Here is a 16122-nt window from a genome sequence, read left to right as displayed (position 1 = left end):
CTATTTTTGCAATTCTTGTTGTCGCAATACAGTTTTAATACGTGCAATTGATTTGCGTACTTCTTTCAAGCGGGCAGTATTTTCTAACTGTCCGGTTGCAAGTTGGAATCGTAGATTGAATAATTCATCTTTGAATTGTTTTTCTTTTTCAATCATTTCAGCAGTGGATAACTCTTTAAGTTCATTAGCCTTCATTCGATTCACCACCAATTTCTTTACGTTTTACAATTTTTGTTTTAACTGGCAATTTGTGAGATGCAAGACGTAGAGCTTCGCGTGCCACTTCTTCAGGGACGCCTGCTACTTCGAACATGATCTTGCCGCGTTTAACTGGAGATACCCAACCTTCAGGTGCCCCTTTACCAGAACCCATACGGACTCCGATAGCTTTGGATGTATATGATTTGTGAGGGAATATTTTGATCCAAACTTTCCCGCCACGTTTCATGTAACGAGTCATAGCGATACGAGCAGCTTCGATCTGACGGTTTGTGATCCAATGAGAGTCAACAGCTTGCAAACCGTATTCACCGAAAACTACTTCTTTTCCGCCTTTAGCTTCTCCGCGCATTTTTCCACGGAACTCACGACGGTGTTTTACACGTTTAGGTACTAACATTGGTTATTTCCCTCCTTTCTCAGTTGTTTTTTTTGCTGGTAAAACTTCACCACGGTAAATCCAAACTTTAACGCCTAATTTACCATAAGTTGTGTCTGCTTCTTCCCAAGCGTAGTCGATGTCCGCACGCAATGTATGCAATGGAACAGTTCCTTCAGCATGAGTTTCAGCACGAGCGATATCTGCACCATTCAAACGACCAGAAACTTGCGTTTTGATCCCTTTAGCGCCAGATCTCATTGTACGTTGGATTGCTTGTTTTTGCGCACGACGGAAAGCTACACGGTTTTCCAACTGTTTAGCGATACCTTCAGCAACTAATTTAGCATCCAAGTCTGGTCTTTTGATTTCCACGATGTTGATGTGTACTTTTTTACCAGTAAGTTCATTTAACTCTTTACGAGTTTTTTCAACTTCAGAACCGCCTTTACCGATTACCATTCCAGGTTTGGCAGTATGAATAGAAACGTTCACGCGGTTAGCTGCACGTTCAATTTCAATTTTAGAAACAGAAGCTTCGCTTAAGTTCTTTGCGATGTATTTACGGATACGTAAATCTTCATGTAAGAAAGCTGCGTAATCTTTTTCAGCGTACCATTTAGCATCCCAGTCACGAATGATGCCGACACGTAATCCTAATGGATGAATTTTTTGACCCACAGATTATCCCTCCTTCTTTTCTGATACCACGATTGTGATGTGGCTAGTACGTTTCATGATTGGTGAAGCTGATCCTTTTGCACGTGGACGGAAACGTTTCATCGTTGGTCCTTCGTTAACATAAGCCTCGCTTACTACCAAACTTTCGATATCTAAGTCATAATTATGTTCTGCATTAGCAATTGCTGACATCAACACTTTTTCTACAACGGGCGAAGCGCCACGTGGTGTGAATTTCAGAATGGAGATTGCGTCTCCGATGCTCTTGCCTCTGATAAGATCCACTACTAAACGAACCTTACGAGCGGCAATGCGAACAGTTTGTGCAGATGCTTTTGCAGCTGTGATTTGTTCTGGCATGTTATTTCCTCCCCTCGTAATTAACGGCGACCTGTTTTCTTGTCGTCTGCGGCATGGCCACGGTATGTTCTTGTTGGAGCGAATTCTCCTAATTTGTGTCCTACCATGTCTTCTTGAATGTAAACTGGAACGTGTTTTCTTCCATCATAAACTGCAATCGTTTGTCCGATGAATTGTGGGAAAATTGTTGAGCGGCGAGACCAAGTTTTAATTACTTGTTTCTTTTCGCTAGCTAGAGCAGCTTCAACTTTCTTAATTAAATGTTCATCGACAAAAGGTCCTTTTTTCAAACTACGACCCATGGTGAAGCCTCCTTTCGATTATGTGTTGCTTCAGTTACTTATTGTTGTGATAATTATTTTTTACGTCCACGAACGATTAGCTTGCTAGATTTAGCTTTCTTGCTACGAGTTTTGTAACCAAGAGCAGGTTTACCCCAAGGAGTAACTGGCGCTTTGCGTCCGATTGGAGATTTACCTTCACCACCACCGTGTGGGTGATCGTTCGGGTTCATTACAGATCCGCGGACAGTAGGGCGTTTACCCAACCAACGGTTACGTCCAGCTTTACCGATGTTGATCAATTCGTGTTGTTCGTTACCTACTGAACCGATTGTTGCACGGCAAGTTGAAAGGATTAAACGTACTTCGCTTGAGTTCAAACGAACTAGTGTATATTTACCTTCTTGTCCAAGTACTTGAGCACTTGTACCAGCTGAACGGATCAATTGACCGCCTTTGCCTGGTTTTGTTTCGATGTTGTGGATAACAGTACCGACTGGGATGTTTGCCAATGGCATTGCGTTTCCGATTTTGATATCAGATCCTACTCCAGATTCGATTTGTTGGCCTACTTCGATGCCTTTAGGGGCAATAATGTAAGTTTTGATTCCATCAACATATTGGATCAACGCGATGTTTGCAGTGCGGTTTGGATCGTACTCGACAGCTTTGACGATACCAATGACTCCATCTTTATTACGTTTGAAGTCGATCACACGGTAAGCACGTTTGTGTCCACCAGCTTGATGACGAACGGTAATTTTACCTTGGTTGTTGCGACCGGCTTTTCTTTTGATTGGTTCGACCAAAGATTTCTCAGGTGTTGTTTTTGTAATTTCTGCGAAATCAGAACCAGTCATATTACGACGGCCGTTTGTGGTAGGTTTGTATTTCTTAATCGCCACGTTTTTTCCCCTCCTATTTGATTATTTCAGTAAATTAATTTTCGAATAATTCGATTGTTTTAGAATTTTCAGTCAAAGTGATGATTGCTTTACGGCGTTTTTTTGTATAGCCTTTGTATTTACCCATACGTTTAAGTTTGCCGCGTACATTCATGATGTTTACGTTTTTAACATCTACACCGAACAATGATTCGATAGATTGTTTAACCAATGTTTTGTTAGCACGTACATCCACTTCAAAGGTATATTTCTTTTCATCCATTGCAAGCATAGAAGCTTCCGTGATGATTGGGCGTTTGATAACGTCTGTTGCTTCCATTATATAAGAGCCTCCTCTACCTTAGAAAGAGCAGCTTGTGTCAAGACTAATTTGTTGTTTGAAACAACATCCAATACGTTGATTCCTGTTTCGTTAACGACTGTTACACCAGGAAGGTTACGTGCAGATAATGCTGCAAAATCGTTGTCGTTTTCTACAACAACCAATACTTTCGTATCAACGTTAAGGTTTTTCAACACATTTGCAAATTCTTTTGTTTTTGGTGCATCGAAGTTCAATGTTTCAACTACGATCAAGTCTCCTTCAGCAACTTTCGTTGAAAGAACTGATTTGATAGCTAAGCGACGAACTTTTTTGTTTAATTTATAGCTGTAAGAACGAGGTGTTGGTCCAAAGACAACTCCACCGCCAACCCATTGTGGTGAACGGATTGAACCTTGGCGTGCACGGCCTGTTCCTTTTTGTTTCCATGGTTTACGACCACCACCGCTGACAGCGCTGCGGTTTTTTACTGCGTGAGTTCCTTGTCTTAAAGAAGCGCGTTGCATGATGATTGCATCGTAAACAACGTTTTCGTTAGGCTCGATCCCAAAGATTTCTTCATTCAAAGTCACTTCACCGTTTTGTGTTCCATCTTGTTTAAATAAGGCTACGTTTGGCATTTTTCTCGTTCCTCCTCTCTTTTATATTATTTGTTTGCAGCTTTGCGGGCTACTTTGATTTCGATTAATGATTTTTTAGAACCAGGTACGTTACCTTTGATCAGGATTACGTTTTTCTCAACGTCAACCATAACGACTTCAAGGTTTTGGATAGTAACGCGATCGTTACCCATACGTCCTGCTAATTTTTTACCTTTGAATACGCGGGATGGGAATGAAGCAGCACCCATTGAACCCGGACGACGATGGTAACGAGATCCGTGGGCCATTGGTCCGCGGCTTTGTCCGTGACGTTTGATTACGCCTTGGAAGCCATGTCCTTTAGTGGTACCAGTAACATCAACAATGTCGCCGGCTGCAAAGATATCAACTTTGATTTCTTTTCCTACTTCGTATTCTCCTAGCTCAACATTGTTAAATTCACGAATGAAGCGCTTAGGAGCAGTTTTTGCTTTTGCTGCATGACCCTTAGCAGGTTTGTTTGACAATACTTCACGCATTTCTTGGTAGCCTAGTTGTACCGCTTCGTAGCCGTCTGTTTCGTTGGTTTTAACTTGTAAAACAACGTTTGGAGTAGCTTCGATAACTGTAACTGGTACTAACTCACCGTTTGCAGTAAAGAATTGAGTCATTCCTACTTTTTTGCCTAAGATTCCTTTGGTCATGGTAACACCTCCGTTTGTTTTTTATATGATAGGTTTGATTATAATTTGATTTCGATGTCTACGCCGCTTGGTAAGTCAAGCTTCATCAAAGCGTCAACAGTTTTTGTTGTTGGGTTGATGATGTCGATTAGACGTTTGTGTGTAAGCATTTCGAACTGCTCACGAGAATCTTTGTACTTGTGAGTAGCACGGATCACTGTGTATAGTGATCTTTCAGTCGGCAATGGAATCGGACCAGAAACGGTAGCTCCCGTTCTTTTTGCTGTTTCCACGATTTTATCCGCTGATTGATCAAGAGCACGGTGTTCATATGCTTTTAAACGAATACGTATTTTTTGTTTTGCCATGTTGTTCCCTCCTTCGTCAGATGTAATTCATAAGACTAGCTCCACGAAAATTCCCCGGCACACCCGCCGTGACAAAGCGACCGGGTGTGTCGCAACCTCTCGTCTCTTAGCTGCAGTTCCCGAATGAACGGTCCCCAATACATTATTCATAACCATGAATGCCGTACCAATATATTATACATAATCGCATTAGTTAAAGCAAGTCTTTTCTGAAAATAATATTCAGTTTCTGCTATTGTCCAAATGACTTGTTATTGCCTGAGCACTGTGAAGCCTTTTGTCCCTTCACTATTATACTGATCTGCAAGAAGAAAGCAAGTCCAATGATACTGTCGAATAATCAGACTCAAGAAATGCAACAAAATTAAATAAGGGGCCATCTCGTATGAGACAACCCCTTATTGCTTATTCGTTCGGATATTCCAAAGCTTTCTTACCTTCATCCCCTGTGCTGACACGGATGACATTTTCTACATTATAGATGAATATCTTTCCGTCACCGATATTGCCTGAGTACAAAGCTTTTCTGGCAGCGTCCACGACTTCTTGGACAGGAACCGTGCTTACGACAACTTCGACACGGATCTTCGGCAGCAGATCCGCTTCAGTCTCTACGCCGCGGTAATAGGTGCTATGCCCTTTTTGCATGCCGTAGCCGAATACATCGAAAACGGTCATGCCTGTGATGCCGATGCTGTTCAGTGCTTTTTTCAGGCCTTCAAATTTACTTTCGTTCGTGATGATTTCAATTTTAGTGATTTTAGTTTGTGCATCTTGACCGCCTGTTGTACCTCCGGAGGCTTGGTATTCAACAACCACTGATTTATCTAGGTCTTCCAGAGACGCATTCGCGAAGGCCAATTCCTGATCGTTGCCTCCGAAAGTGCGCTCCTGGAATTTTTGGAAAGCCGTTCTTAATTCACCCGGTACAACCGATGCAGCTGTATTTGAATAATTGGCTTCACTAAAAGCTACAGCCAGACTGCCGTATGCCGTTTCGCCATGGAGAGCATAATCCAATCCAATTTCTTCTTCTTCTTCAGAGACTCGCACTGGCATAAATTTACTGATCAATTTCAACAGTAGATAGGACATGATACCAGCGTATGCAAGCACAGCCAAAATGCTGACAATTTCTGCAATCAAAAGTGAGGCACTGCCGTCAACCAAACCGCCTTCGATGGCAGGATTGATGCTGCTTGTTGCAAAGATACCTGTTGCGATGCCGCCCCAGATACCGCCGATGCCATGGCATCCGAATGCATCAAGCGCATCATCATAATCAAATTTCTTCTTAAGGACGGATACGCCATAGAAGCAGACGATCCCGCCGATGAAACCGATGGCTAAAGCTGAAATCGGGCTGACAAATCCGGCACCAGGAGTGATCGAAACCAGACCGGCAACGATACCGCTGACGAATCCAAGAGCAGTCGGTTTCTTGTGGATGATCCATTCGCAGATCATCCAACTTATGCCGGCAGTTGCAGCGGCAGTGTTTGTCGTGATGAAGGCATCCAGCGCAATATCATTGATCGCCAGAGCGCTTCCGGCGTTGAAACCGAACCAGCCGAACAACAGAAGGCCGGCACCGATCATTGTCATCGGAATATTATGCGGTTTGACGGAATCGTGGTTTTTCCTTTTGCCGAGATAAATGGCTGCTACCAGAGCCGATATACCGGAACTGATATGGATGACGCTCCCGCCTGCGAAGTCGAGTGCACCCAGTTCGCGGATCCAACCGCCATTCCCCCAAATCCAATGGGCAATCGGATCATAGACGAAAGTCGTCCATAAAAGGATGAAGGCAAGGAATGCTGGAAACTTCATGCGTTCCGCGATGCTTCCTGAAATCAAAGCTGGGGTGATGATTGCGAAAGCCATCTGAAACATCATGAATAGTTGATGCGGAATGGTCGGTGCATAATCGATTGGCGCGAAGCCCACACCGTTGAGTAATGTGAAAGACAAATCGCCGAAAAATTTCGAGTCGCCTCCGAATACAAAAGAGTAGCCGAATAATAGCCATTGGATAGAGACGACTGCGATGGCAGCGTAACTGTGCATTGTCGTGCTAAGGACATTTTTCTTCCGGACCATCCCTCCGTAGAATAGGGATAAAGCGGGCGTCATCATCATGACTAAGATCGTTGCGAGGAAGACGAAAGTTGTGTCTGCATAATTAATGTTCTCCATATAGATTCTCCTTCTGCTGATAATTTTTTGGTGTATTACTGCTTTGTGATGTTTCTTACTTTACACCCCATAAAATATAAAAGCATCAAAATGATGACGACTTGTGTAATATAAAGTGACATGAACAAGTCGTTACGGAGGCTCAAGGCTGCGCAACTTGCCCTAGTAAGAAATAAAAGGCTATCCCGCCCTCGATAAGTGCTGTAACTGTGTCATGAAAACGGTTCAATCACTAAAAATGCGTTATATAACCTGACATGAACTGAGGTCGCAATAAAAAAAATAAAAAATGGGGCAATATATCTGTAAAATAGCTGCGTTCAATGAATGGGTCACCCCAGCAAGCCCAGTCGAAATTCCTGTTTCTTCTATATAATGTGAACTCCAACAAAGACAGAACTGAAATGGTAAAAATTCCGGGCTTTCCTCTCCGGGCCCCCACTGCTCTCACCCCACACAAAAAGACGCTCTATTGAAGAACGCCTTCCTGGATTGAAATTTTCCGAAAAAAAAAACGGAAGCCGAGGCTCCCGTTTTTCGAATTTTATTTTGAAATAAAATTATTTAGTGATTGAAGCTACAACGCCAGCGCCTACTGTACGTCCACCTTCACGAATAGAGAACTTAGTTCCGTCTTCGATAGCGATTGGGTGGATCAATTCGATAGTCATAGTAACGTTGTCGCCAGGCATTACCATTTCAACGCCTTCTGGTAAGTTACATACGCCTGTAACGTCAGTTGTACGGAAATAGAATTGTGGACGGTAGTTTGTGAAGAATGGAGTGTGACGTCCGCCTTCTTCTTTTGAAAGTACATAAACTTCAGCAGTGAAAGTTGTATGTGGAGTGATTGAACCTGGTTTAGCCAATACTTGACCACGTTGGATTTGCTCACGTGTAACACCACGTAACAAAGCTCCTACGTTATCGCCAGCTTCAGCGTAATCCAATAATTTACGGAACATTTCAACACCGGTAACAACTGTTTTCTTAGTTTCTTCAGCAATACCGACGATTTCAACTTCGTCACCAACGCGGACTTGTCCACGTTCAACACGGCCTGTAGCAACAGTACCACGTCCAGTGATTGAGAATACGTCCTCGATAGGCATCATGAATGGCTTGTCAGTTTGACGAACTGGAGTTGGGATATATTCGTCAACAGCAGCCATCAATTCCAAGATTTTTTCTTCGTAAGCAGGGTCGCCTTCAAGAGCTCTCAAAGCTGAACCAGCGATTACAGGAACATCGTCGCCAGGGAAATCGTAGTCTGTTAACAGGTCACGAACTTCCATTTCAACTAATTCCAATAATTCTTCATCGTCAACCATGTCGACTTTGTTCAAGAATACTACGATGTAAGGAACACCAACTTGACGAGACAACAAGATGTGCTCGCGAGTTTGTGGCATTGGGCCATCAGCAGCAGAAACTACTAAGATAGCTCCGTCCATTTGTGCAGCACCAGTGATCATGTTTTTAACATAGTCAGCATGGCCTGGGCAGTCTACGTGAGCGTAGTGACGAGTTTCAGTTGAGTATTCAACGTGAGAAGTGTTGATTGTGATACCACGTTCTCTTTCTTCTGGAGCGTTGTCGATTGCAGCATAGTTAGATGCCTCAGCGAACCCTTTTTTAGCTAAAACTGTTGTGATAGCTGCAGTTAATGTTGTTTTACCATGGTCAACGTGTCCGATTGTACCAACGTTTACATGGGGCTTTGAACGGTCGAATTTTACTTTTGCCATTTTAAATCATTTCCTCCTCATATTGAGTGCTTATAATTTGTCTAGACTTTAATCGTCTATCGTATAAAGTATACCGATTTGTGCTCGAAAAAGCAATATACAAGCTAAGCAACAGCGAGATTACTCTTCGCTGTTTTTTCCGCTCTTCTTGATGATTTCTTCTTGAACAGATTTAGGAACAGCTTCGTAATGATCGAATGTCATTGAGAAAGTTCCGCGGCCTTGTGTAGAAGAACGTAAAGTTGTAGCATATCCAAACATTTCTGATAATGGAATGCTGCTCTTAACGATTTGTGCGTTACCGCGTGCTTCAGTACCTTCGATACGTCCACGACGAGAACTTACATGACCCATTACATCTCCCAAATAGTCATCAGGAACTGTAATTTCTACAGCCATCATTGGTTCAAGGATTGCAGGGTCAGCTTTTTTAGCTGCGTTACGCAAAGCAAGTGAAGCAGCAACTTTAAATGCTGTTTCAGATGAATCGACATCATGGTAAGAACCATCATACAATTTAGCTTTAACGTCAACTAAAGGATAACCAGCCAACACACCGTTTTCCATAGCGTCTCTCAAACCTGCTTCAACTGCAGGGATATATTCACGAGGAACAACCCCACCGACGATAGCATTTTCGAACTCAAAGCCTTTTCCTTCTTCATTAGGAGTAAACTCAACCCATACGTGACCGAATTGACCTTTACCACCTGATTGACGAACGAATTTACCTTCAGATTGAACTGATTGACGGAATGTTTCACGGTAAGATACTTGAGGAGCACCTACTGTAGCTTCAACTTTGAACTCACGTCTCATACGGTCAACGATGATGTCCAAATGCAACTCACCCATACCAGCAATGATCGTTTGACCAGTCTCTGGGTTAGTGGAAGCACGGAAAGTAGGATCTTCTTCAGAAAGTTTCTGCAGCGCGATACCCATTTTATCTTGGTCAGCTTTTGATTTAGGTTCAATAGCAACTTCGATAACTGGTTCCGGGAAATTCATAGATTCAAGGATTACTTGTTTCTTTTCATCACACAAAGTGTCTCCTGTAGTCGTATCTTTCAAACCAACTGCAGCAGCGATATCTCCAGCAAATACTTCTGGGATTTCGTTACGGTGGTTAGCATGCATCTGTAGGATACGGCCTACACGTTCACGTTTGCCTTTAGTGGCATTCTGAACGTAAGAACCGCTTTGAAGAGTACCAGCATATACGCGGAAGAATGTCAGACGACCTACAAACGGGTCAGTCATAACTTTAAATGCTAAGGCTGCAAATGGCGCTTCGTCGCTTGCAGGAACAGCAACTTGTTCTTCAGTATCTACGTCAGTACCTGTGATGGCAGCGACATCCAATGGTGATGGAAGGTAGTCAATAACTGCATCAAGCAACAATTGAACGCCTTTATTTTTGAAAGCAGAACCGCAAAGCATCGGGAAAAATTCTACATTACATGTAGCAGTACGGATACCTTGTTTCAATTCTTCTTTCGTAATTTCTTCACCATCAAGATATTTTTCCATCAAAGCTTCATCAGTTTCAGCAACAGCTTCAACTAATTTAGTATGCCATTCTTCAGCTGCTTCAAGATATTCCGCAGGGATATCTTCTTCATGGTATTCAGTACCTTCGTCGTTGTCATAGATTTCAGCCTTCATTTCGACTAAATCGATGATACCTTTGAATGTATCTTCAGAACCAATCGGCAATTGAATCGGATGCGCATTAGCATTCAGACGGTCATGGAGAGTGTCTAAAGAGTACAGGAAATCTGCACCCATTTTATCCATTTTGTTAGCGAATATAATACGAGGAACACCATAAGTTGTAGCTTGACGCCAAACTGTTTCAGTTTGAGGTTCTACGCCTGATTGTGCATCAAGTAAAGCGACAGCGCCATCCAATACACGTAGGGAACGTTCAACTTCAATAGTGAAGTCCACGTGTCCAGGAGTATCGATGATGTTTACGCGATACCCTTTCCATTGTGCAGTAGTAGCAGCTGAAGTGATGGTAATACCACGTTCTTGTTCTTGTTCCATCCAGTCCATTTGTGAAGCACCCTCATGGGTTTCACCGATCTTATGGATTTTACCGGTATAGTACAAAATACGTTCAGTTGCCGTTGTTTTACCAGCGTCAATATGAGCCATGATACCGATATTTCTCGTATTATGTAGAGAAAATTCTCTTTGTGCCATCTTCTTCAAACACCTCTCTCTTGTAAAAGTAATTGCAAGTCCATTTTATTGGAAAAATGGTGACTTATACAACCATAAAGCAAATTTCTTGCAAGAAAAAATTCTTGCAAGAAAATTTTACCAACGGTAATGAGCGAAAGCTTTGTTAGCTTCTGCCATTTTATGTGTATCTTCACGTTTCTTAACTGAAGCACCAGAGTTGTTAGCAGCATCCATAATTTCTTTAGCTAGACGCTCTTCCATAGTATCTTCACCGCGTAGACGAGAGTAGCTTACCAACCAACGTAATCCTAAAGCCATACGACGATCTGGACGTACTTCGATAGGAACTTGGTAGTTAGAACCCCCTACACGACGTGCTTTTACTTCTAAAACAGGCATGATGTTTTTCATAGCTTGTTCGAAAACTTCCAACGGGTCGTTTCCTGTAGATTCTTTGATCATTTCAAATGCGTTATATAAAATTGTAGCAGCTTTACCACGTTTTCCATCAACCATGATACGGTTGATTAAACGAGTCACCAATTTTGAATTGTAAATCGGATCTGGCATTACTTCACGTTTTGTTACTGGACCTTTACGAGGCATTCAAATTCCTCCTTCCTTAACTTTTGTTTTTTCGTTTATTGTTTAATTATTTTTTCTTAGGTCTCTTAGCTCCGTATTTAGAACGGCTTTGCATACGGTTGGTTACACCAGCTGTATCAAGAGCGCCACGAATGACATGATAACGTACCCCTGGCAAGTCTTTTACTCGTCCGCCACGGATTAGCACCACGCTATGTTCTTGTAGGTTATGTCCGATACCAGGAATGTAAGCTGTAACTTCTAATAAGTTAGACAAACGTACACGAGCGTACTTACGTAACGCTGAGTTAGGTTTTTTCGGAGTCATTGTACCCACACGAGTACAAACACCACGTTTTTGAGGTGAGTTTGTATTTGTTTGAGATTTCTTGAAGCTATTGTAACCTTTTCCTAAAGCAGGAGCAGTTGATTTTTCAATAGCAGATTTGCGAGGTTTACGCACTAATTGATTGATTGTAGGCATTGATTTTCCTCCTTCCTCGATGGGATAACTAGGTCCACACATCCAGGTGGTTCCTTTTTAGTTAAAAAAATAAATAAATCGAATATTTCGACTTACTATTCTTTCTGTGACAATCATACACCAGTCAGCACGACTGAAAGATATTGTTCAGGAATCTGTGTATAAAATCACCTTATGAATCATAACATGTATATTTCTGACCGTCAACCGTTTGTCTTGTTTTATTTGGAAGTTTTTTTATTTTTTTTCATTTCATTCATCCGATTCCGGAAGCGCCTGGAGCACACTATTTCCTAAATATATAAAAAGGTTACCGCGAAATCGCGGCAACCCCTCACATTTAAGTTAAATCTCTAGATTTCTCATCGTCGGGAACAGCAGGACGTCCCTGATGGATTGACTGTCGGTCAACATCATCACGAATCTGTCGATGCCGATGCCCAATCCGCCTGTCGGAGGCATACCGTATTCCAAAGCTTCGATGAAGTCTTCATCAACGCCATGCGCTTCGTCATTGCCTTGCTCTTTTTCCGTAGCTTGCGCTTCGAAACGTTCTCTTTGATCGATTGGATCCGTTAGCTCGGTAAAGGCGTTACCGTATTCCTTACCCATGATAAAGATTTCAAAACGGTCCGTAAAGCGCGGATCTTCTTCATTTTTACGTGCCAATGGCGAAATCGCCAGCGGATGACCGTAGATGAATGTCGGCTGAACCAGCGTGTCTTCCACAAATGCCTCGAAAAATTCATTGATGATGTGTCCTACCGTCATGTTCTTCGTGAACGGCACATTATGTTTTTCCGCCAAAGCTTGTGCTTCTGCGTCCGTCATCGGTGCCCAGAAATCGACATCCGTAACGGCTTTGACTGCGTCAACCATGTGGATGCGCGGGTATGGTCCGGCCAAATTGATTTCGGTACCGTCATAGACCACTGTTGAGGAGCCTTTGACCTTCGTTGTAACCGTTTCGAAGATGCCTTCGACCACTTCCATCACATCGTGGAAGTCGGTATAAGCTGTATACATTTCCAACATCGTGAATTCTGGATTGTGGGTGGTATCGATTCCTTCATTACGGAATACGCGACCGATTTCATAAACCTTTTCCATACCGCCGATCACAAGGCGTTTCAGGTGCAACTCCAAGGCGATGCGCATGTACAATTCCATATCCAATGCATTGTGGTGCGTGATGAAAGGTCTTGCGGTAGCCCCGCCTGCCATGTTGTGCAAAGTCGGCGTTTCTACTTCCAGGTAGCCGAGGCCGTTCAGGTACGTTCTGATTTCGCTGATGATCTGGCTGCGTTGCACGAACTTATTGAAGCTCTCTTTGTTGCTGATCAAGTCAAGATAGCGTTGACGATATTTTTGTTCAACGTTCGTCAACCCATGATATTTGTCAGGCAACGGACGCAACGCTTTCGTCAAATGCACAAGCTGCGTCGGTTTTATGGTAACTTCACCGGCATCGGTTTTCATGATCGGTCCAGTAACGCCAATGATGTCCCCTAGATCGGCCTGTTTAAAGATCGCATAATTCTCTTCCCCGACAGCATCTTTGCGCACGTAAATCTGGATTTGGCCTTTGCTGTCCTGTAAATGCGCAAAGCCAACCTTGCCTTTGCCGCGTTTTGTCATGATTCTGCCAGCTACGGAAACGATGGTCTCATCTTTTGCTTCGATTTCCTCTTTCGTAAAAGCATCGAAATCTTGATGGATAGTTGCGGATAAATGTGTTCTTACAAAACCATTTTGAAAGGGTTCAATTCCTTCTTCGCGTAAAGTCTGCATTTTTTCACGGCGAATCAGTAATTGGTCATTCATTTCTTCTGAATGTTTTTCTTGACTCAATGAGGTCACTCCGTTCTTAAATCTACTTGTTTCATAATCTTCTTAATATTGCCAATAAAAGAGTGAAAAATCAAGCCGTCTTAGCTATTTATTTCGATTTTTTCGGATGTAGGCGCTTCTTTTGTGGCTTCGCGTTCTTCTATTTCAAAAATGAACCGATCCAACAAGTCGACAACTTCTTGTTGTCTGGATGCAGATGTGACTGCAGCTTTTGTTTTTGAAGCCCGCGGAATGCCTTTCAGGTAATAACCCGCGATGCTGCGGAACTCTTTGACAGCAACTGTTTCGCCCTTAAGATCGGTCAATCGGTCCAAGTGCAGTTTTGCGATTTCCAACTTCTCACGCGGGGTGGAATGCGGCAACATCTCTCCCGTTTCCAGATAGTGGACTGTTTGTTTTATCATCCAAGGGTTGCTCAAGGCAGCCCGCCCGATCATGACACCATCCACGCCTGTTTCGTCCATCATCCGCTTCGCATCTTCAGGCGTCTTCACATCCCCGTTCCCCAACAATGGGATGCGCGTCAAAGCTTGCTTGACTTCCTTGAAAATGTTCCAGTCGGCTTTGCCTTCATACATCTGTACGCGTGTGCGGCCGTGCATCGCAACAGCGGCTGCACCAGCGCGTTCTGCAGCCAAGGCATTCTCCACGGCAAACAGATGATCGGAATCCCAACCGGTCCGCATTTTCACGGTTACAGGCTTATCAACGGCATCCACGACAGCGGATACCATTTCATAGACTTTGCCCGGATCCAACAACCACTTGGCTCCCGCTTCCGCCTTGATGACTTTGCTGACGGGGCAACCCATGTTGATGTCGATGATGGCTGCTTCCGTGTTTTCCGCCACATATTTTGCTGCTTCAACCAGCGTATCCTTGTTGCCGCCCATGATCTGCACGCTCAACGGATACTCATTCGGCTCGATGTGCAGCATCCGCAAAGTCTTCTCATTGCGGAATTGGATGCCCTTATCGCTGATCATCTCGCAGACGACCAAGCCTGCACCCATCTCTTTGACGGTGACACGGAAGGCAGCGTTGCTGATTCCGGCCATAGGTGCGACTGCGACCGGATTATTGATTTCAATATTGCCAATTTTATACATTTTTTACTTCCTTTTTTATTTATTTATGGTGATCTCATCCATTTTCTGGATGCTCGAAAAACTCTTGGACCATTCTATCATCTTACAATCAGTAAGAAAAGAAAAATATCTTGCCTGATTGCAGATGACGCATCACAAATAAGAAAAAGGACAAGCCATCCAATCGGCCTGTCCTTCTTATCCATTTATTATTGTACGCTGAACAGAGGCGTGGACAGGTAGCGTTCTCCGTTATCCGGCGCCACAGTCAAGACGGACTTGCCTTTGCCTAAACGGATGGCCACTTCGATCGCACCGGCGATGGCAGCCCCGCCTGAAATCCCCACCAGAATGCCTTCTTCCTGTGCGACACGGCGAGCCATTTCGAAGGCTTGTTCATTGGAGACTTGGACGATACCGTTGTAAAGTGTCGTGTCCAAGACTGACGGGATAAAGCCCGCCCCGATACCCTGGATTTTGTGCGGTCCTTTCGGTTTTCCGCTCAATACAGCCGAATCGGTCGGCTCCAGTGCATATATTTCAACATTGGGATTGACTTTGCGCAAAGCTTTGCCGACTCCCGTCACGGTTCCGCCCGTTCCGACTCCGGCAATAAAGGCGTCCGGCGTCTTGCCTTCAAACGCTTCAATGATTTCCGGACCGGTGATGGCTTCATGCACAGCCGGATTGGCTGGATTATCGAATTGCATCGGCATAAAATGATCCGGTTGCGCTGCGATTTCCCTTGCTTTCGCAATCGAACCGTTCATGCCTTCAGCTCCCGGAGTCAAAACCAGTTCAGCGCCATAAGCTGCCAACAATAAGCGTCTTTCCATGCTCATCGTATCGGGCATGACAAAAATTGATTTGTAGCCTTTTGCGGCAGCCAGCATAGCTAAGCCGACGCCTGTATTCCCACTGGTCGGTTCAACGATTGTGTACCCGGGTTTCAGTAGGCCTTCTTCCTCCGCCACTTCGATCATATTCAGCGCGATGCGGTCTTTCACACTTCCGCCCGCGTTGAACGCTTCCAGCTTAACGTAAACATCAGCTACACCCGCGGGTACCACTTTATTCAGTTTGATTATCGGAGTTTCCCCGATCAAACTCGCAATTGAAGAGACTACTTTTACCATGTCGATTCCTCCAGCTCAGATAAATTTTACTGATCAGTTCCGTCAAACGGATAGATTAC

Annotated in this window: 18 protein-coding genes and 1 pseudogene; all 19 read right to left on the bottom strand. The window is 43.7% G+C overall.

Annotated features, from left to right (window positions below):
• The 19 genes and pseudogenes from rpmC to cysK all read right to left on the bottom strand — a co-directional run bounded on the left by rpmC (position 1) and on the right by cysK (position 16063).
• Complete coding sequence (gene rpmC, locus C7R56_RS01905) at positions 1-195, bottom strand: 50S ribosomal protein L29 (protein ID WP_068558977.1); 195 nt, start codon at positions 193-195, stop codon at positions 1-3.
• Positions 185-619, bottom strand: a complete 435-nt coding sequence (rplP, locus tag C7R56_RS01900) for a 50S ribosomal protein L16 (RefSeq protein WP_068558979.1) — start codon at positions 617-619, stop codon at positions 185-187. The genes rpmC and rplP overlap by 11 nt, the downstream gene beginning before the upstream one ends.
• A gap of 3 nt (positions 620-622) precedes the next feature.
• Complete coding sequence (gene rpsC, locus C7R56_RS01895) at positions 623-1279, bottom strand: 30S ribosomal protein S3 (RefSeq protein ID WP_086987320.1); 657 nt, start codon at positions 1277-1279, stop codon at positions 623-625.
• Positions 1280-1282: 3 nt separating this feature from the next.
• Positions 1283-1639: a 50S ribosomal protein L22 gene (rplV, locus tag C7R56_RS01890; RefSeq protein WP_107994920.1), complete on the bottom strand. Its 357-nt coding sequence runs from the start codon at positions 1637-1639 to the stop codon at positions 1283-1285.
• A 20-nt stretch (positions 1640-1659) separates the two neighbouring features.
• Entirely contained in the window at positions 1660-1941 is a 282-nt protein-coding gene (gene rpsS, locus C7R56_RS01885) for a 30S ribosomal protein S19 (protein ID WP_068558985.1), read from the bottom strand.
• A 53-nt stretch (positions 1942-1994) separates the two neighbouring features.
• Positions 1995-2825 (bottom strand): 50S ribosomal protein L2, encoded by an 831-nt coding sequence (gene rplB, locus C7R56_RS01880; RefSeq protein ID WP_106448940.1) that lies wholly within the window; start codon positions 2823-2825, stop codon positions 1995-1997.
• A 34-nt stretch (positions 2826-2859) separates the two neighbouring features.
• The gene (rplW, locus tag C7R56_RS01875; RefSeq protein ID WP_068558989.1) at positions 2860-3144 is read right to left on the bottom strand and encodes a 50S ribosomal protein L23; all 285 of its coding nucleotides are present in this window, start codon (positions 3142-3144) and stop codon (positions 2860-2862) included.
• Positions 3144-3767, bottom strand: coding sequence for a 50S ribosomal protein L4 (gene rplD, locus C7R56_RS01870; RefSeq protein ID WP_068558991.1), 624 nt, complete (start codon positions 3765-3767; stop codon positions 3144-3146). Before rplD ends, rplW begins: the two co-directional genes overlap by 1 nt.
• Positions 3768-3793: 26 nt before the next feature.
• Positions 3794-4432: a 50S ribosomal protein L3 gene (rplC, locus tag C7R56_RS01865; RefSeq protein WP_068558993.1), complete on the bottom strand. Its 639-nt coding sequence runs from the start codon at positions 4430-4432 to the stop codon at positions 3794-3796.
• A 38-nt stretch (positions 4433-4470) separates the two neighbouring features.
• Entirely contained in the window at positions 4471-4779 is a 309-nt protein-coding gene (rpsJ, locus tag C7R56_RS01860; protein WP_068558995.1) for a 30S ribosomal protein S10, read from the bottom strand.
• 405 nt (positions 4780-5184) lie between these two features.
• Positions 5185-5598, bottom strand: coding sequence for a P-II family nitrogen regulator (locus C7R56_RS09065; protein WP_268811284.1), 414 nt, complete (start codon positions 5596-5598; stop codon positions 5185-5187).
• Between the two features lie 168 nt (positions 5599-5766).
• Positions 5767-6969 (bottom strand): annotated as a pseudogene (locus C7R56_RS01855) (ammonium transporter); the annotation flags it as partial.
• A 569-nt stretch (positions 6970-7538) separates the two neighbouring features.
• Positions 7539-8726 (bottom strand): elongation factor Tu, encoded by a 1188-nt coding sequence (gene tuf, locus C7R56_RS01850; RefSeq protein ID WP_086987318.1) that lies wholly within the window; start codon positions 8724-8726, stop codon positions 7539-7541.
• 120 nt (positions 8727-8846) lie between these two features.
• The gene (fusA, locus tag C7R56_RS01845; RefSeq protein WP_086987667.1) at positions 8847-10937 is read right to left on the bottom strand and encodes an elongation factor G; all 2091 of its coding nucleotides are present in this window, start codon (positions 10935-10937) and stop codon (positions 8847-8849) included.
• Between the two features lie 117 nt (positions 10938-11054).
• Positions 11055-11525, bottom strand: a complete 471-nt coding sequence (rpsG, locus tag C7R56_RS01840; protein WP_086626904.1) for a 30S ribosomal protein S7 — start codon at positions 11523-11525, stop codon at positions 11055-11057.
• A 46-nt stretch (positions 11526-11571) separates the two neighbouring features.
• Positions 11572-11988 carry a 30S ribosomal protein S12 gene (gene rpsL / locus C7R56_RS01835; RefSeq protein WP_107994919.1) on the bottom strand — a complete coding sequence of 139 codons (417 nt, stop codon included), beginning with the start codon at positions 11986-11988 and terminating at the stop codon, positions 11572-11574.
• Between the two features lie 345 nt (positions 11989-12333).
• Positions 12334-13812 carry a lysine--tRNA ligase gene (lysS, locus tag C7R56_RS01830; protein WP_107995077.1) on the bottom strand — a complete coding sequence of 493 codons (1479 nt, stop codon included), beginning with the start codon at positions 13810-13812 and terminating at the stop codon, positions 12334-12336.
• Between the two features lie 107 nt (positions 13813-13919).
• Positions 13920-14948 carry a tRNA dihydrouridine synthase DusB gene (dusB, locus tag C7R56_RS01825; RefSeq protein WP_107994918.1) on the bottom strand — a complete coding sequence of 343 codons (1029 nt, stop codon included), beginning with the start codon at positions 14946-14948 and terminating at the stop codon, positions 13920-13922.
• Positions 14949-15136: 188 nt separating this feature from the next.
• The gene (gene cysK, locus C7R56_RS01820; protein WP_107994917.1) at positions 15137-16063 is read right to left on the bottom strand and encodes a cysteine synthase A; all 927 of its coding nucleotides are present in this window, start codon (positions 16061-16063) and stop codon (positions 15137-15139) included.
• Positions 16064-16122: the final 59 nt, after the last annotated feature.

Origin of the sequence: Trichococcus paludicola, from assembly GCF_003052295.1 — a bacterium.
In the GTDB taxonomy this organism is placed as follows: Bacteria; Bacillota; Bacilli; order Lactobacillales; family Aerococcaceae; genus Trichococcus; species Trichococcus paludicola.
The sequence above is the reverse complement of the archived record's forward strand: the minus strand, read 5'-3'. Positions and strand labels throughout refer to the sequence as shown.